This is a genomic window from Pseudomonas koreensis (assembly GCF_024169245.1).
GTDB lineage: Bacteria > Pseudomonadota > Gammaproteobacteria > Pseudomonadales > Pseudomonadaceae > Aquipseudomonas > Aquipseudomonas koreensis_F.
Genome location: NZ_JALJWP010000001.1, coordinates 5,010,275 through 5,026,942, shown reverse-complemented (window position 1 = coordinate 5,026,942; position 16,668 = coordinate 5,010,275). Strand labels below are relative to the sequence as shown.

Sequence of the window (16,668 nt, the reverse complement as noted above, 5' to 3'; positions counted from 1 at the left end):
TCTTACCGGGCCGAAGCGAGTTGAGAGAAGGCGGTGCCGAGCCACTGCTGCACGCCATGCATGGTGGCGGCAGAGGTGTCGAGGAACGGTTGCGGGTAGACGCCGAGGTAAATCAGCAGCACCGCCAGACCGAGCACCATGATCAGTTCGCGCGCGTCCATGCCATGCAGCACCGCGTCGGATTTCGACGGGCCGAAGTAGGCACGGTGGATCATGATCAGCGAGTAGACCGAACCGAACACCAGACCGGACGTGGCAACCGCCGTGACCCAAGGAGCGCTGGCGAAGGAGCCGATCAGGATCAGGAATTCGCCGACAAAGTTACCGGTACCCGGCAAGCCCAGCGACGCCGCCGCGAAGAACAGGCTGATCGCCGGCAGGTAGGCGATACGCGACCACAGACCGCCCATCTCACGCATGTCACGAGTGTGCAGACGCTCGTACAACTGACCGCTGAGGATAAACAGTGCCGCTGCCGACAGACCGTGCGCGAGCATCTGGATCACTGCGCCTTGCAACGCCAGTTGGCTGCCGGAGTAGATACCGATCAACACGAAGCCCATGTGGGAAACGGAAGAGAAGGCGATCAGACGCTTGATGTCGGTTTGTGCAAACGCGAGGAACGCGCCGTAGAAGATCCCGATCAGACCGAGGGTCATGGCGATCGGCGCAAACTCGGCCGAAGCGTTCGGGAACAGCGGCAGGGCGAAACGCAGCAGACCGTAGGCCGCAGTTTTCAGCAGGATACCGGCGAGGTCGACGGAACCGGCAGTCGGTGCCTGGGCGTGAGCGTCAGGCAGCCAGGAGTGGAACGGAACCACTGGCAGCTTGACCGCGAAGGCTATGAAGAAGCCGAGCATCAGAATGTACTCGGTGGTCATCGACATCTTGGTTTTCAACAGGTCGGCGTAGTTGAAGGTAATCACGCCAGTGTTGTTGAAGTTGACCAGCACCAGACCGAGGATCGCCACCAGCATGATCAGGCCGGACGCCTGAGTGAAGATGAAGAACTTGGTCGCTGCGTAGATCCGGGTTTTCTTGCCGTCCGAAGAACTGTGACCCCAGAGCGCGATGAGGAAGTACATCGGCACCAGCATCATTTCCCAGAAGAAGAAGAACATGAACAGGTCGAGGGCGAGGAACACGCCAACCACACCGCCGAGGATCCACATCAGGTTCAGGTGGAAGAAGCCAACGTGACGTTGAATCTCTTTCCACGAGCAGAGCACCGAGAGGATACCCAGCAGGCCGGTCAGCAGGATCATCAACAACGACAGGCCGTCGAGGGCCAGGTGCACGTTGATGCCGAAACGCTGGATCCAGACATGCTTGAACTCAAGCGCCCAGGTCGGATCGGCGCCCGGCGCCGGTGCGAATGAATAGTCACCGTGGGCCCACAGCCAGAGGCCGAGCGCGAGTTCCAGGGTCATGGTCAACAGCGCAATCCAGCGCGGGAGGGTAGCGCCGAAGCGCTCACCCATCCAGCACAGCAGGCCGCCGATGAAGGGGATCAGGATTAGCCAAGGCAGAATCATGACGGGCTCGTTTCCTTTCGCAAATTCGCAAGGTTCATATCAGACCGCTACCAGCACGATGGCGCCGATCACCAGCACGGCACCAGCAGCCATCGAGGCGGCGTACCAACGCAGTTGACCGGTCTCGGTGCGGCTCAGGGCAGTGTGACCACCCTTGGCCATACGCGGGATCAGACCGATGGTCTGGTCGAGCGGGTCTTTGCGCAGTACATGGCTGATCGCAAGGTACGGCTTGACGAACAGTTTGTCGTAGATCCAGTCGAAGCCCCAGGCAGCGAACCACCAGGCCGAAAGGAAACGGCCGATACCGCTGTTGGCGATCGCCGTGACGAAGCGACGCTTGCCGAGGAACAGCAGCGCGGCCAGCAGGATACCGGCCAGGGCGATGGCGCCTGAGGCGATTTCCAGACTGTGCTTGGCTTCGCCGCCGGCATGGCCAACGCTTTCTGGCAGAACGCCGTGCAGCGGCGGAACGATCATGGCGCCGACGAAAGTCGACAACACGATCAGCACCGACAGCGGCAGCCAGTGAGCGATGCCGTGACCGGCGTGGGCTTCGGTCTTGGCTTCACCGTGGAACGTGATGAAGATCAGGCGGAAGGTGTACAGCGAGGTCATGAACGCACCGACCAGACCTGCGTAGAGCAGACCGTGGTTACCGCTGGCAAACGCTTCCCAGAGGATTTCGTCCTTGGAGTAGAAGCCCGCAGTGACCAGAGGCAGAGCGGCCAGCGCAGCACCACCGACGATGAAGCTGGCGTAGGCCAGTGGCAGTTTCTTCCACAGACCGCCCATCTTGAAGATGTTCTGCTCGTGGTGACAGGCAACGATCACTGCACCGGAAGCAAGGAACAGCAGGGCCTTGAAGAAGGCATGGGTCATCAGGTGGAAGATCGCGCCATCCCATGCACCCACGCCCAGCGCCAGGAACATGTAGCCGATCTGGCTCATGGTCGAGTAGGCGAGGATACGTTTGATGTCGGTTTGCACCAGCGCGGCGAAGCCTGCGAGAACCAGTGTCACGCCACCGACGATGCCCACCAGGTGCAGGATTTCCGGCGCCAGGGTGAACAGGCCGTGAGTACGGGCGATCAGGTAAACACCGGCGGTCACCATGGTTGCGGCGTGGATCAGTGCCGACACCGGGGTCGGGCCGGCCATCGCGTCCGCCAGCCAGGTTTGCAGCGGCAGTTGCGCCGATTTACCGACCGCACCACCCAGCAGCATCAGCGTTGCCAGGGTGATCCAGAAGTCGCCGACCTGGAATTTCTGCGGTGCCAGCACCAGCAGTTCCTGGATGTTCAGCGTGCCCACTTGCTGGAACAGGATGAACAGGCCGATGGCCATGAACACGTCGCCGACGCGGGTGACGATGAAGGCCTTGAGTGCGGCGTTACCGTTGTTGCGATTGCTGTAGTAGAAACCGATCAACAGGTACGAGCACAGGCCCACGCCTTCCCAGCCGAAGTACAGGAACAACAGGTTATCGCCGAGCACCAGGAACAGCATGCTGGCGATAAACAGGTTGGTGTACGAGAAGAAGCGCGAGTAGCCCGCTTCACCGCGCATGTACCAGGACGCGAACAGATGGATCAGGAAACCGACGCCCACCACCACGCCGAGCATGGTGATCGACAGGCCGTCGACGTAGAGGGCGAAGTCAGGCTTGAAGCCTTCGACCGCCATCCACTGCCACAGCACCAGGGTGTAGTGACCGCCTTCGGGAGGTGCGACGTTGAATTGCCAGATGACGTAGGCGGCGACAATCGCCGACAAGCCAATGGAGCCCACGCCGATCAGCGCCGAGAGGTTTTCCGACCAGCGTCCACGGGAGAACGACAGGAGCAGGAAACCGATCAGAGGGAATACGAAAGTCAGAAAGATCAGGTTCATCCGCGCATCTCACTGGCAGCGTCGATATCGAGCGTGTGGAAGCGGCGATACAGTTGCAGCAGGATCGCCAGGCCAATACTGGCCTCGGCTGCGGCAAGGCTGATCACCAGGATGAACATGATCTGTCCATCCGGTTGCGCCCAGCGGGCGCCTGCAACGATGAAGGCCAGGGCAGAGGCGTTCATCATCACTTCCAGACTCATCAACACGAACAAAATGTTGCGGCGGACCATCAGGCCGACCAGACCAAGGCAGAACAGGATGCCGGCAACCGCCAGTCCATGCTCGAGAGGGATAGCAGGCATGTCTTACTCCTTCGCCTCGTTACGGCCCAAATGGAACGCCGTGACGGCTGCGGCAAGCAGCAGCATCGAGGCGAGTTCGACCACCAGCAGGTACGGGCCGAACAGGCTGATGCCCACGGCTTTCGCGTCTACGGTGGTGTGGCCGATGGCCTGGCCGCTCTGGTGAGCGAACAGCACATACAGCAGTTCGGCCAGCAGCAGCGCGGCGAGAATCACCGGTCCTGCCCAGATGCCGGGCTTGAGCCAGGTGCGTTCCTGCTGCACCGAGGCCGGGCCGAGGTTGAGCATCATCACCACGAACACGAACAGCACCATGATGGCGCCGGCGTAGGCGATCACTTCCAGCACACCGGCGAACGGCGCGCCGAGGGCGAAGAAGGTCATGGCCACGGCGATCAACGAGATGATCAGGTAGAGCAGGGCGTGCACAGGATTGGTGTTGGTGACCACACGCAGCGTGGACACCACAGCAATACCCGATGCGAAATAGAAAGCGAATTCCATCGTTCTTCCTTAAGGCAGCAAGCTCTTCACGTTGATCGGTTCGGCTTCGTTCTGCGCAGCGCCTTTCGGCTTGCCAGCGATTGCCATACCTGCAACACGATAGAAGTTGTAATCAGGGTTTTTGCCGGGGCCGGAGATCAGCAGATCTTCTTTCTCGTACACCAGGTCCTGACGTTTGAACTCGGCCATCTCGAAATCCGGAGTCAACTGGATTGCGGTGGTCGGGCAGGCTTCCTCGCAGAGACCGCAGAAAATGCAGCGCGAGAAGTTGATCCGGAAGAAGTCGGGGTACCAGCGACCGTCTTCGGTCTCAGCTTTCTGCAGCGAGATGCAACCCACCGGGCAAGCCACGGCGCACAGGTTGCAGGCCACGCAGCGTTCTTCGCCATCGGGGTCGCGGGTCAGGACGATGCGGCCACGGTAGCGCGGCGGCAGGTAGACCTGCTCCTCGGGGTATTGCAGGGTGTCGCGCTTGCGAAAGCCATGGCCGAAGATCATGACCAGGCTGCGCAACTGGGTACCGGTACCCTTAACGATGTCGCCAATATATTTGAACATGGGTCAAATCCTCACTGAACCGCAACCGCAGGCGTGTTCAACAACACAACCGCAGCGGTCACCAGCAAATTGATCAGGGTCAGTGGCAGGCAGAATTTCCAGCTGAAATCCATCACCTGGTCATAACGCGGACGCGGGATGGAAGCGCGCAGCAGGATGAACAGCATGATGAAGAACGCGGTCTTCAGTGCGAACCAGACGAAGGACAGTTGCGGCAGGATGCCGAACGGACCGTGCCAGCCACCGAAGAACAGGGTGACCAGCAGCGCCGAGATCAGGATGATGCCGATGTATTCACCGACGAAGAACATGCCCCATTTCATACCGGCGTATTCAATGTGGTAACCGTCGGCCAGTTCCTGTTCCGCTTCCGGCTGGTCGAACGGGTGACGGTGAGTCACGGCGACGCCAGCGATGAAGAAGGTACAGAAGCCGAAGAACTGCGGAATGATGAACCACAGGTTCTGCGCCTGGTACTCGACGATGTCGCGCATGTTGAACGAGCCGACCTGGACCACGATGCCCATCAGCGCCAGGCCCATGAACACTTCGTAGGACACGGTCTGCGCCGAGGCACGCAGGCTACCGAGCAGGGCGAACTTGTTGTTGCTCGACCAGCCGGCGAACAGCACCGCGTAGACCGACAGACCGGCCATGGCGAAGAAGAACAGCAGGCCGATGTTCAGATCCGCCACGCCCCAGGTCGGGGTGATCGGGATGATCGCGAAGGCGATCAGCAGGGCGGACATGGCCACCACCGGCGCGAGGGTGAAAATCACCTTGTCGGCAAACGGCGGGGTCCAGTCTTCCTTGAAGAACATCTTCAGCATGTCGGCGGCGATCTGGAACATGCCGAACGGGCCAACGCGGTTCGGACCGTAACGGTCCTGCCACCAGCCCAGCAGGCGACGTTCGACAAAGCTGAGCAAGGCGCCTGCGACCACCACGGCCAGCAGGATCACGATGGCTTTGATGACCGTCAGGATCACATCGATCACTTCAGGGGTGAACCAGGTCATTGCGCTGCCTCCTGCAGACCGTCGACGGACACGCCGGCGAATGCCGGTGGAATGCCAGCGATGCCCGCAGGCAATGCCACCAGACCGGCGCCCAGTTCTTCATTGATGCGCAGCGGCAGACGCAGGGTCTGGCCGGCAACGTTCAGGCTCAGCAGGGCGCCGTCGTTGACGCCGAGGCGGTCGGCTTCGGATTTCGCCAGAGCCACATATGGCGCCGGAATGCGTTCTTGCACCGGGGCGGCTTTCGACGAGTTCTCTTCGCTGCCGAACAGGTGGAAGAACGGCACGGCTTGCCAGGTACCCGGCGCCGGGTTGAAGGCACGCGGCGCAGCGGCGAACCAATTCAGCGAGTCGCCAGTGCTTTCGATCAGGCGTGTGCCCGGGTCGCCAGCGCGCAGGTGACCACCGACTTCGTCCTGGAACTTGTTCCACGCTTGTGGCGAGTTCCAGCCCGGCGACCATGCGAATGGCACCTGCTGACGCGGTTCGGCGGAGCCCGAGTAACCTTCCATGGAGAAGGCGAACGCGGTGTCCTGGTCTTGCGGGGTGCGCGGTTCGTGAACGCTGATGTCGGCGCGCATCGCGGTGCGACCGGAGTAACGCAGCGGCTCACGGGCCAGTTTCAGACCCTTGATGCGGAACGCAGCGGAAGGTGCAGCATCAACGATACGCGCCAGTTGCGCGGTGCTCGAAGCCACCGCAGCGGTGACGTGGTCGAGTTGCGTCCAGTCGATCGGCTGGTTCAGCAGGGTCGCGCGCAGGGCATGCAGCCAGCGCCAGCCTTCGTGCACCAGAATGCTCGCGTCGAGGTATTGCGGATCGAAAACCTGGAAGAAGCGCTGGGCGCGACCTTCCTGGCTGACCAGCGTACCGTCGCCTTCGGCGAAGCTCGCCGCTGGCAGCACCAGGTGCGCGCGATCGGTGGTGGCGGTTTTCTGATGGTCGGCGACAATCACCACCTTCGCAGCGTTCAGCGCAGCATCGACCTTGGCTTTGGCAGTACGGGTGTACAGATCGTTTTCGAGCACGACGATCGCGTCGGCCTTGCCATCGATGACCGCTTGCAGCGCGGCGTCGACCGATTCGCCACCGAGCATGGCCAGGCCGAGGCTGTTGGCTTCCGGCACGATCAGGCTGATCGAGCCGTTCTTCTCACGCAGCTTCAGGGCTTTGGCGATGTTAGCCGCCGCTTCGATCAGGGCTTTGGAGCCCAGCGAAGTACCGGCGATGATCAGCGGACGTTTGGCTGCGAGCAGGGCATCGGCGATGCGCTTGGCCAGTTCCAGTGCTTCGGCGTCCAGACCTTCAACGACCGGGGCGCTGGCGTCCAGAGCGTGAGCAACGGCGAAACCGATGCGTGCCAGGTCGTCAGGCGCGGCGTGTACGCATTCTTCAGCGATGTCGTCCAGCTTGGTTTCCGCCAGGCTGGCGATAAACAGCGGGTTCAGCGCGTGCTGGCCGATGTTCTTCACCGCCGCGTCGAGCCAAGGCTGGACGCGCATGGCTTCGGCCATGTCTTCAGCCTTGCCCTTGACCGACTGACGCAGAGCCAGCGCCATACGTGCAGCGGTCTGGGTCAGGTCTTCACCGAGGACGAAAATCGCGTCGTGGTCTTCGATGTCGCGCATGTTCGGCACTGGCAGCGGGCTGTCGTTCAGCACCTGCAGGACCAGACGAATGCGCTCCAGTTCGGAGGCTTCGATGCCGGAGTAGAAGTGCTCGGCACCGACCAGTTCGCGCAACGCGTAGTTGCTTTCGAGGCTGGCACGCGGCGAACCGATACCGACGATGTTGCGACCGCGCAGCAGATCGGCAGCTTTATCCAGTGCCGCATCCAGGCCAAGCTTGGTGCCGTCGGCCAGCAGCGGCTGACGTGGACGGTCGGTGCGGTTGACGTAGCCATAACCGAAACGGCCACGGTCGCAGAGGAAGTACTGGTTCACCGAACCGTTGAAACGGTTTTCGATGCGACGCAGTTCACCGTAACGCTCGCCCGGGGAGATGTTGCAACCGCTCGAGCAGCCATGGCAGATGCTCGGGGCGAACTGCATGTCCCACTTGCGGTTATAGCGCTCGGAGTGAGTCTTGTCGGTGAACACGCCGGTCGGGCAGACCTCGGTGAGGTTGCCGGAGAACTCGCTTTCGAGGGTGCCGTCTTCCACGCGACCGAAGTACACGTTGTCGTGGGCGCCGAATACACCGAGGTCGGTGCCGCCGGCGTAGTCCTTGTAGAAACGCACGCAGCGGTAGCAAGCGATGCAGCGGTTCATTTCGTGGGAAATGAACGGGCCCAGTTGCTGGTTCTGGTGGGTGCGTTTGCTGAAGCGATAGCGGCGCTCGTTGTGGCCGGTCATCACTGTCATGTCTTGCAGGTGGCAGTGACCGCCTTCCTCGCACACCGGGCAGTCGTGCGGGTGGTTGGTCATCAGCCATTCGACAACGCTGGCGCGAAACGCCTTGGATTCTTCATCGTCGATGGAGATCCAGGTGTTGTCGGTGGCGGGGGTCATGCAGGACATGACGATGCGACCACGGGTGTCGTTCTCGTCGGTGTACTGCTTGACTGCGCACTGGCGGCAGGCCCCGACGCTACCAAGCGCGGGGTGCCAGCAGAAATATGGAATGTCGAGGCCCAGCGACAGACATGCCTGTAACAGGTTGTCTGCCCCGTCGACTTCGAGCGCTTTGCCGTCTACGTGGATAGTGGCCATGGTTCAAAGGTCTTCGTTGGCCCGGTGTCAGCGGGCGTGGCTAATGGAATCTTGTTATGCGTCCGAATCCAAACAGCCCCGAAGGGCGTCATCGGACGAAAGGCGAAGGGCACGGACCCTTCGCCTAAGCGTTTACGCGCCGACTACGATCGGCCTTGCCAGAGGCGGGACGGCGGCGCTGACAGGCGCGATACCGGCTTCGAACTCTGGACGGAAGTATTTGATGGCGCTGCCCAGCGGCTCCACGGCACCCGGTGCGTGAGCACAGAAGGTCTTGCCCGGGCCGAGGAAACCGACCAGACCCAGCAGGGTCTCGATGTCGCCTGGCTGGCCCTTGCCCTGTTCGATGGCCATCAAGAGCTTGACGCTCCATGGCAGGCCATCGCGGCACGGGGTGCAGAAACCGCAGGATTCGCGGGCGAAGAACTGCTCCATGTTGCGCAGCAGCGAGACCATGTTGACGCTGTCGTCCACCGCCATCGCCAGGCCGGTACCCATCCGGGTGCCCACTTTCGCGATGCCGCCGGCATACATTTGTGCGTCGAGGTGCTCCGGCAGGAGGAAACCGGTACCGGCGCCCCCTGGCTGCCAGGCCTTGAGCTTGAAGCCGTCGCGCATGCCGCCGGCGTAGTCTTCGAACAGCTCGCGACCGGTGACGCCGAATGGCAGTTCCCACAGGCCCGGATTCTTGACCTTGCCGGAGAAGCCCATGAGCTTGGTGCCCATGTCTTCGGAGCCTTCGCGGGCCAACGATTTGTACCAGTCAACGCCGTCGGCAATGATCGCCGGCACGTTGCACAGGGTTTCGACGTTGTTCACACAGGTAGGCTTGCCCCATACGCCAACGGCGGCAGGGAAGGGCGGCTTGGAGCGCGGGTTGGCGCGGCGGCCTTCGAGGGAGTTGATCAGTGCGGTTTCTTCACCGCAGATGTAACGCCCGGCGCCAGTGTGGACGAACAGTTCGAAATCGAAACCGCTGCCCAGAATGTTCTTGCCCAGCAGGCCGGCCGCCTTGGCTTCTTCCACAGCACGGTTGAGGTGCTTGGCGGCGGTGGTGTATTCGCCGCGCAGGAAGATGTAGCCACGGTAGGTTTTCAGCGCACGGGCACTGATCAGCATGCCTTCGATCAGCAGATGGGGCAGTTGCTCCATCAGCATGCGGTCTTTCCAGGTATTCGGCTCCATTTCATCCGCGTTGCACAGCAGGTAGCGGATGTTGATGGATTCGTCCTTCGGCATCAGGCCCCACTTCACGCCAGTGGGGAAGCCGGCACCGCCGCGACCCTTCAGGCCAGCGTCTTTCACGGTCTGGACGATGGCGTCCTGATCCATGTCGGCGAAGGCTTTGCGCGCGGCGGCGTAACCGTTCTTGGCCTGGTACTCGTCGAGCCACACGGCTTCGCCGTCATCGCGCAGACGCCAGGTCAGCGGGTGAGTCTCGGCCGAGCGCTGGATGCGGTTGGCTGGACCAAAAGATGTCAGGGTCATACGTAGCCCTCGAGCAGTTTGGCCACGCCGGCAGGCTGCACGTCGCCAAAGGTGTCGTCGTCGATCATCAGCGCCGGTGCCTTGTCGCAGTTGCCGAGGCAGCAGACAGGCAGCAGGGTGAAACGACCGTCGGCGGTGGTCTGACCCAGGCCGATGCCCAGATTGTTCTGGATTTCGCTGACCACCGACTCGTGGCCGCCGATGTAGCAGACCATGCTGTCGCAGACGCGAATGATGTGGCGGCCGACCGGCTGACGGAAGATCTGGCTGTAGAACGTCGCCACGCCTTCAACGTCGCTGGCGGGAATGCCGAGGATCTCACCGATCGCGTACAGGGCGCCGTCCGGCACCCAGCCGCGTTCCTTCTGAACGATCTTCAGGGCTTCGATCGACGCCGCGCGCGGGTCTTCGTAGTGATGCAGCTCGTGCTCGATGGCCGAGCGCTCGGTTTCACTCAAGGTGAAACGGTCTGTCTGGATAAGCGTGCTGTTCATGCTTAGCGGTCCACGTCGGCCATAACGAAGTCGATACTACCCAGGTACGCAATCAAGTCCGCGACCATGCTGCCTTTGATCACCGAAGGGATCTGTTGCAGATGCGGGAAGCTCGGAGTACGGATCCGGGTACGGTAGCTCATGGTGCCGCCGTCGCTCGTCAGGTAATAACTGTTGATGCCCTTGGTCGCTTCGATCATCTGGAAGGATTCGTTGGCCGGCATGACCGGGCCCCACGAAACTTGCAGGAAGTGTGTGATCAGGGTTTCGATGTGCTGCAGCGTGCGCTCTTTCGGCGGCGGCGTGGTCAGCGGGTGATCCGCCTTGTACGGGCCTTCCGGCATGTTGCGCATGCACTGGTCGATGATCTTGATGCTCTGGCGCATCTCTTCGACGCGGACCATGCAGCGGTCGTAGGCATCGCCGTTGACGGCCAGCGGCACTTCGAATTCGAAGTTCTCGTAGCCCGAGTACGGACGCGCTTTACGCAGGTCGAAATCGCAACCGGTCGAACGCAGGCCGGCACCGGTGACGCCCCATTCCAGGGCCTCTTTGGTGTTGTAGGCAGCGACGCCGACGGTACGACCCTTGAGGATGCTGTTCTGCAGGGCGGCCTTGGTGTATTCGTCCAGGCGCTTGGGCATCCACTCGACAAAATCCTTGACCAGTTTTTCCCAGCCGCGCGGCAGATCGTGGGCGACGCCACCGATGCGGTACCAGGCCGGGTGCAGACGGAAACCGGTAATCGCCTCGATCACCGTGTACGCCTTCTGACGGTCGGTGAAGGTGAAGAACACCGGAGTCATGGCGCCGACGTCCTGGATGTAGGTACCGAGGAACAGCAGGTGACTGGTGATCCGGAAGAACTCGGCCATCATGATGCGGATGACGTCGACCTTCTGCGGCACCTTGATGCCGGCGAGCTTCTCGACCGAGAGCACGTACGGCAGGTTGTTCATCACGCCGCCGAGGTAGTCGATACGGTCGGTGTACGGAATGTAGCTGTGCCAGGACTGACGTTCGCCCATCTTCTCGGCGCCACGGTGGTGGTAACCGATGTCCGGGACGCAGTCGACGATCTCTTCGCCGTCCAGCTGCAGAATGATGCGGAACGCACCGTGCGCCGAAGGGTGGTTCGGGCCGAGGTTGAGGAACATGTAGTCCTCGTTGGCACCGGAACGCTTCATGCCCCAGTCTTCGGGACGGAAACGCGCGGCTTCCTCTTCAAGCTGCTGCTTGGCGAGGTTGAGGCTGTACGGATCGAATTCGGTGGCGCGCGCCGGGAAATCCTTGCGCAGCGGGTGACCTTCCCAGGTCGGCGGCATCATGATGCGCGACAGGTGCGGGTGGCCTTTGAAGTCGATGCCGAACATGTCCCAGACTTCGCGCTCGTACCAGTTGGCGTTCGGCCAGATGCTGGTGACGGAAGGCATGCTGAGGTCGCCTTCGGACAAGGCCACCTTGATCATCACGTCACTATTACGCTCCAGCGACATGAGGTGATAGAACACGGTGAAATCGGCGCCGGTCGGCAGCCCTTGACGCTTGGTGCGCAGACGCTCGTCCACGCCATGCAGGTCATAGAGCATGACGTACGGCTTGGGCAGGTTGCGCAGGAAAGTCAGGACTTCAACCAGTCTGGCGCGGGCCACCCACAGCACCGGCATGCCGGTGCGGGTTGCCTGCGCGGTGAACGCTTCGGCGCCAAAACGGTTGTTCAGTTCGACGACCACATCCTGGTCGTCTGCCTTGTAAGGCGGGATGTACAGAGCACTGCCTGTAGTCATGGTTATTTTTTCGCTTTCGGTCAACGTAAAGAATGAAGCCAGCTTCTCGTTACTTGGAACAGAACTGGATCAGACTTCGTCAGGGCTGCGCAGGTTGGTGACTGCGATTCGCTGTTCGCGGCGCTGTTCCTTCTGCGAAGGCATGTCGGCGCGATAGACGCCTTGATCACCAACGACCCAGGAAAGCGGACGACGCTCCTGTCCAATCGATTCCTGCAGCAGCATCAAGCCTTGCAGAAATGCTTCCGGACGGGGCGGGCAGCCAGGTACGTAGACGTCCACGGGCAGGAACTTGTCTACGCCTTGAACCACGGAGTAGATGTCGTACATGCCGCCGGAGTTGGCGCACGAACCCATGGAGATGACCCATTTCGGTTCGAGCATTTGCTCGTAGAGACGCTGAATGATCGGCGCCATCTTGATGAAGCAGGTACCGGCGATAACCATGAAGTCGGCCTGACGCGGCGAGGCCCGGATCACTTCGGCGCCAAAGCGCGCGATGTCGTGGGGCGCCGTGAAGGCGGTGGTCATTTCCACGTAGCAGCACGACAGGCCGAAGTTGTACGGCCACAGGGAGTTTTTACGTCCCCAGTTGACCGCGCCACTCAGCACGTCTTCCAGCTTGCCCATGAAAATGTTCTTGTGGACTTGATCTTCTAACGGATCGGCAACGGTTTCCCGCTGGCCAATCGGATACTGCTCGTTAGGAGCATCGGGGTCGATCCTGGTGAGATTGTATTGCATTGCCAAAGCCTCATTGTTTCAGCTTCGCCTGCCGCTTGCGACGAGCTTCCGGAGCCCAGTCAAGGGCGCCCACTCGGAACAGGTAGACAAGACCTGCCAACAGAATTGCTATGAAAACGAGAGCTTCGACGAATCCGGTCCAGCCGCTTTCGCGGACGGACACAGACCATGCAAAGAGAAAGAGGGCTTCGATATCGAAGATCACGAAGAGCATCGCGACCAGATAGAATTTGGCTGAGAGCCGCAAGCGGGCGCCACCGGTAGGTAGCATGCCCGACTCGAACGGTTCATTTTTGCTGCGACCCCAGGCTTTTGACCCGAGGAGGCTGGAGACGCCAAGCATGAAGGCACACAGGCCGACGACACCCAGAAGGAAAATGGCAAAGCCCCAGTTGTGGGCCATGAGTCCTGTCGCTTCGGGCATGCTGGTAATCCTTAACAGAGAGCAAAGGTCTCTGAGCTTGATAAAGAAATAAGGCAGTGACGATATGTCGCAGCAATCAATCTGGCTGATTTTATGGCTAAACACCCGGCAAGTAAAATTCCAAAGGCGAAATTATTTACCGGATTAAGGACATAGCGCTTGCTCACAGCCCTGCGGCCCATGCGTTGCGGGCATTAGCCGGGTTTCCATCAATTATGTTTTGTAGGGTTTGTAACGAACATAGTTGCCGCTGAATGATAATTGATATCGTTTGCGGTGGTTTTGTAACTGTTTAACGAGTGAGTGGTTGGGAAGTTGTCTTACTTGCGCGTTACTGCAAGTAGCGAGGCCTACGGTTTTAGCGGAAATTTCTGACGCTTGTACCGCTTCAGATCAATGTTTCGCGCTGACGCCGCAGATCCCCTGTAGGAGCTGCCGAAGGCTGCGATCTTTTGATTTTGCTTTTGAGGGGCAAGATCAAAAGATCGCAGCCTTCGGCAGCTCCTACACTGCGCGAATCGATTTCCCCAGGCAAAAAAAAACGCCCCGATCCAGTCGGGGCGTCAGTTTTGCGGCTCTGCGGTTAGCTTTTATTCGATCCGCAAAGGCCGTTTGCTCAGCGAAGCGCTATCAGTGGAACTGTTCTTCTTCGGTCGAACCGGTCAGCGCGGTCACCGAGGACGAGCCGCCCTGGATCACGGTGGTCATGTCGTCGAAGTAGCCGGTGCCCACTTCCTGCTGGTGCGCCACAAAGGTGTAGCCTTTGGCGGCGTCAGCGAATTCCTGCTCTTGCAGCTTCACGTAGGCCGTCATGTCGTTGCGGGCGTAGTCGTGCGCCAGGTTGAACATGCTGTGCCACATGTTGTGAATGCCGGCCAGGGTGATGAACTGGTGCTTGTAGCCCATGGCGGACAGTTCGCGCTGGAACTTGGCGATGGTCGCGTCGTCCAGGTTCTTCTTCCAGTTGAAAGAAGGCGAGCAGTTGTACGACAGCAGCTGGTCCGGGTATTCCTTCTTGATCGCTTCAGCGAAGCGACGGGCTTCGTCCAGATCCGGCTTGGCAGTTTCGCACCAGATCAGGTCGGCGTACGGCGCGTAAGCCAGGCCACGGGCGATCGCTTGGTCCAGGCCGGCACGTACCTTGTAGAAACCTTCCTGGGTGCGCTCGCCAGTTACGAATGGCTGATCGTACGGGTCGCAGTCGGAAGTCAGCAGGTCTGCCGCGTTGGCGTCGGTGCGGGCCAGAATGATGGTCGGCGTACCGGCAACGTCAGCGGCCAGACGGGCAGCGGTCAGCTTCTGTACGGCTTCCTGGGTTGGCACCAGAACCTTGCCGCCCATGTGGCCGCATTTCTTCACCGAAGCCAGTTGGTCTTCGAAGTGAACGCCGGCGGCGCCTGCTTCGATCATGCTCTTCATCAGTTCGTAAGCGTTGAGTACGCCGCCGAAACCGGCCTCAGCGTCTGCAACGATTGGCGCGAAGTAGTCGATGTAGCCTACATCGCCCGGGTTCTTGCCAGCTTTCCACTGGATCTGGTCGGCACGACGGAACGAGTTGTTGATGCGCTTGACCACGGTTGGCACCGAGTCCACCGGGTACAGCGACTGATCCGGGTACATCGATTCTGCGGAGTTGTTGTCCGCAGCCACCTGCCAGCCGGACAGGTAGATCGCCTGGATACCGGCTTTAACCTGCTGAACAGCCTGGCCGCCGGTCAGGGCGCCCATGCAGTTGACGAAATCTTTCTCTGGACGGAAGGACGGCTTGGCACCCTGGGTGACCAGGTTCCACAGCTTCTCGGCGCCCATCTTCGCGAAGGTGTGCTCAGGCTGAACCGAGCCACGCAGACGGACCACGTCAGCAGCGGAGTAAGTGCGAGTCACGCCTTTCCAGCGCGGGTTCTCGGCCCAGTCTTTTTCGAGGGCTGCAATTTGCTGTTCGCGTGTCAGTGCCATGGAGATAAACCTCGTCGCGTCTTTTATGAAAAGTTGTTCTGCGGTGGAAAATTCCTGCGCTCGCTGACCAGAAGCTTAGGTGGTCAAGTCGGATTCGGCGGGGTAGGCGACGGGATGAACGATGGGCTCGAGGGGAAGTGAGCAGGTAGTGGCGGACTGCGGGGCGCATGCGGGCGTCGTGGGCCTTTATACGGACAACAGCGTGAAGCCGGGTTACCTAAATACGCTTCCGTCCCTCGGGACAACTTCGTTCCAGTCGGCAACCTCGTCAAACACACCTTGTGGGCGGTACAGACACGAAACGGCTCGCAGGGTAGGTGCGAACGGCGCTTCGAAGGCCCTTGCCAGGGCCTCTGATTAGCGGGAGCGAGGCCATCATGCCTTCGCTTTTTTACCCCGTCAAACGTTTTGTAGTGCTTTTTTTCAAGCACTACATCTTTAGTCTGATACGACTAATCAGTCAGTTTTCGGTGCTTTAGTCCAGCGTGTCGACTTTGACCCGCAAGGTCATGTCATCCCGGCCTTGAGTCGAGTAGCTGCGGGTCAGGCCCTGTTTATCGGCCTGAGTCTGGCTGTTGACGCCGGCGAGGGTGATCCACTCACCGAGGCGTCCGGTGACGGTTGTGTCGGTACTCTGAACGTTCACTACATCGGGACGTTCCTGGCTCATGCGGTCACGGTTGGTACTGATTGCCAGATGAACGGTCTCGCCGGTGACGCTGGCGGTGACGTAGAAACCCTGGGTGACGTTGCGGTATTGGGTCTCGCTGCTGTAACCACCGTAGGAATCGCTCTGGGTGTTGGTGATCGGCACACTCTGGCCGACCTGGATCAGCGCCGGAGTACCTTCACTGGTCTGCACTTGCTGGACGCCGCCGTTGCGGCTGGTGGTGCTGCGACTGATGATCCGGGTCTGGTTCGGCTGGGCACCATTGACCGAGTAGCCTTCGTCGCCACGGCCATTGTTTTCGTTGGTGTCGACGGTGATCAGCAAGCGCTTGGGCGCGGTGTCGAGTTGCGCCAGCAAATCCTTCAACTCCTGAATCTTGCCCGGCTCGGCCTTGACGATCAGTTGGTTGCCGTAAGCGCTGACCTGGCCGTCGTGACCGATGAAGTCCTGCGCCACTGGCAGCATGTCGGCGCTGGTGTGGTATTTGAGAGGGACGATTTCTGTGGCTGCCAGCACCGAAAAACTGCAACCGAGCAGCAGGGTGGTGAGCAGGGTGCGTAGGGACATGTCCGTTATCTCC

The 16,668-nt window shown here is 60.5% G+C and carries 14 protein-coding genes; all 14 read right to left on the bottom strand.

Annotated elements, in window-relative coordinates; translation table 11 throughout:
• Positions 1-2: 2 nt before the first annotated feature.
• The 14 genes from nuoM to J2Y90_RS22170 all read right to left on the bottom strand — a co-directional run bounded on the left by nuoM (position 3) and on the right by J2Y90_RS22170 (position 16,655).
• Positions 3-1,535 (bottom strand): NADH-quinone oxidoreductase subunit M, encoded by a 1,533-nt coding sequence (gene nuoM, locus J2Y90_RS22235; RefSeq protein ID WP_253503307.1) that lies wholly within the window; start codon positions 1,533-1,535, stop codon positions 3-5.
• A gap of 39 nt (positions 1,536-1,574) precedes the next feature.
• Positions 1,575-3,428 (bottom strand): NADH-quinone oxidoreductase subunit L, encoded by a 1,854-nt coding sequence (gene nuoL, locus J2Y90_RS22230; protein WP_253503304.1) that lies wholly within the window; start codon positions 3,426-3,428, stop codon positions 1,575-1,577.
• Positions 3,425-3,733: an NADH-quinone oxidoreductase subunit NuoK gene (gene nuoK, locus J2Y90_RS22225; protein WP_003180046.1), complete on the bottom strand. Its 309-nt coding sequence runs from the start codon at positions 3,731-3,733 to the stop codon at positions 3,425-3,427. Before nuoK ends, nuoL begins: the two co-directional genes overlap by 4 nt.
• 3 nt (positions 3,734-3,736) lie before the next feature.
• On the bottom strand, positions 3,737-4,237 hold the full coding sequence (nuoJ, locus tag J2Y90_RS22220; protein WP_007951462.1) for an NADH-quinone oxidoreductase subunit J: 501 nt from the start codon (positions 4,235-4,237) through the stop codon (positions 3,737-3,739).
• A 9-nt stretch (positions 4,238-4,246) separates the two neighbouring features.
• The gene (nuoI, locus tag J2Y90_RS22215; RefSeq protein WP_253503301.1) at positions 4,247-4,795 is read right to left on the bottom strand and encodes an NADH-quinone oxidoreductase subunit NuoI; all 549 of its coding nucleotides are present in this window, start codon (positions 4,793-4,795) and stop codon (positions 4,247-4,249) included.
• An 11-nt stretch (positions 4,796-4,806) separates the two neighbouring features.
• A complete protein-coding gene (gene nuoH / locus J2Y90_RS22210; RefSeq protein WP_039763316.1) occupies positions 4,807-5,814 on the bottom strand; it encodes an NADH-quinone oxidoreductase subunit NuoH in 1,008 nt (335 codons plus the stop codon).
• Positions 5,811-8,525 (bottom strand): NADH-quinone oxidoreductase subunit NuoG, encoded by a 2,715-nt coding sequence (gene nuoG, locus J2Y90_RS22205; RefSeq protein WP_253503297.1) that lies wholly within the window; start codon positions 8,523-8,525, stop codon positions 5,811-5,813. Before nuoG ends, nuoH begins: the two co-directional genes overlap by 4 nt.
• Before the next feature lie 132 nt (positions 8,526-8,657).
• A complete protein-coding gene (gene nuoF, locus J2Y90_RS22200) occupies positions 8,658-10,013 on the bottom strand; it encodes an NADH-quinone oxidoreductase subunit NuoF (RefSeq protein WP_064363636.1) in 1,356 nt (451 codons plus the stop codon).
• The gene (gene nuoE, locus J2Y90_RS22195; protein WP_003223804.1) at positions 10,010-10,507 is read right to left on the bottom strand and encodes an NADH-quinone oxidoreductase subunit NuoE; all 498 of its coding nucleotides are present in this window, start codon (positions 10,505-10,507) and stop codon (positions 10,010-10,012) included. Before nuoE ends, nuoF begins: the two co-directional genes overlap by 4 nt.
• A gap of 2 nt (positions 10,508-10,509) precedes the next feature.
• On the bottom strand, positions 10,510-12,294 hold the full coding sequence (nuoC, locus tag J2Y90_RS22190; RefSeq protein ID WP_042609213.1) for an NADH-quinone oxidoreductase subunit C/D: 1,785 nt from the start codon (positions 12,292-12,294) through the stop codon (positions 10,510-10,512).
• A 69-nt stretch (positions 12,295-12,363) separates the two neighbouring features.
• Positions 12,364-13,038, bottom strand: coding sequence for a NuoB/complex I 20 kDa subunit family protein (locus tag J2Y90_RS22185; RefSeq protein WP_016775278.1), 675 nt, complete (start codon positions 13,036-13,038; stop codon positions 12,364-12,366).
• A gap of 10 nt (positions 13,039-13,048) precedes the next feature.
• A complete protein-coding gene (locus tag J2Y90_RS22180) occupies positions 13,049-13,462 on the bottom strand; it encodes an NADH-quinone oxidoreductase subunit A (protein ID WP_003223812.1) in 414 nt (137 codons plus the stop codon).
• 630 nt (positions 13,463-14,092) lie between these two features.
• Positions 14,093-15,418 carry an isocitrate lyase gene (gene aceA / locus J2Y90_RS22175; protein WP_253503294.1) on the bottom strand — a complete coding sequence of 442 codons (1,326 nt, stop codon included), beginning with the start codon at positions 15,416-15,418 and terminating at the stop codon, positions 14,093-14,095.
• 475 nt (positions 15,419-15,893) lie between these two features.
• On the bottom strand, positions 15,894-16,655 hold the full coding sequence (locus tag J2Y90_RS22170) for a secretin N-terminal domain-containing protein (RefSeq protein ID WP_253503291.1): 762 nt from the start codon (positions 16,653-16,655) through the stop codon (positions 15,894-15,896).
• Positions 16,656-16,668: the final 13 nt, after the last annotated feature.

Coding starts and splice junctions, on each gene's coding strand:
- nuoM (WP_253503307.1), bottom strand. CDS start 1,535: ATGATTCTGCCTTGGCTAATCCTGATCCCCTTCATCGGCGGCCTGCTG.
- nuoL (WP_253503304.1), bottom strand. CDS start 3,428: ATGAACCTGATCTTTCTGACTTTCGTATTCCCTCTGATCGGTTTCCTG.
- nuoK (WP_003180046.1), bottom strand. CDS start 3,733: ATGCCTGCTATCCCTCTCGAGCATGGACTGGCGGTTGCCGGCATCCTG.
- nuoJ (WP_007951462.1), bottom strand. CDS start 4,237: ATGGAATTCGCTTTCTATTTCGCATCGGGTATTGCTGTGGTGTCCACG.
- nuoI (WP_253503301.1), bottom strand. CDS start 4,795: ATGTTCAAATATATTGGCGACATCGTTAAGGGTACCGGTACCCAGTTG.
- nuoH (WP_039763316.1), bottom strand. CDS start 5,814: ATGACCTGGTTCACCCCTGAAGTGATCGATGTGATCCTGACGGTCATC.
- nuoG (WP_253503297.1), bottom strand. CDS start 8,525: ATGGCCACTATCCACGTAGACGGCAAAGCGCTCGAAGTCGACGGGGCA.
- nuoF (WP_064363636.1), bottom strand. CDS start 10,013: ATGACCCTGACATCTTTTGGTCCAGCCAACCGCATCCAGCGCTCGGCC.
- nuoE (WP_003223804.1), bottom strand. CDS start 10,507: ATGAACAGCACGCTTATCCAGACAGACCGTTTCACCTTGAGTGAAACC.
- nuoC (WP_042609213.1), bottom strand. CDS start 12,294: ATGACTACAGGCAGTGCTCTGTACATCCCGCCTTACAAGGCAGACGAC.
- J2Y90_RS22185 (WP_016775278.1), bottom strand. CDS start 13,038: ATGCAATACAATCTCACCAGGATCGACCCCGATGCTCCTAACGAGCAG.
- J2Y90_RS22180 (WP_003223812.1), bottom strand. CDS start 13,462: ATGCCCGAAGCGACAGGACTCATGGCCCACAACTGGGGCTTTGCCATT.
- aceA (WP_253503294.1), bottom strand. CDS start 15,418: ATGGCACTGACACGCGAACAGCAAATTGCAGCCCTCGAAAAAGACTGG.
- J2Y90_RS22170 (WP_253503291.1), bottom strand. CDS start 16,655: ATGTCCCTACGCACCCTGCTCACCACCCTGCTGCTCGGTTGCAGTTTT.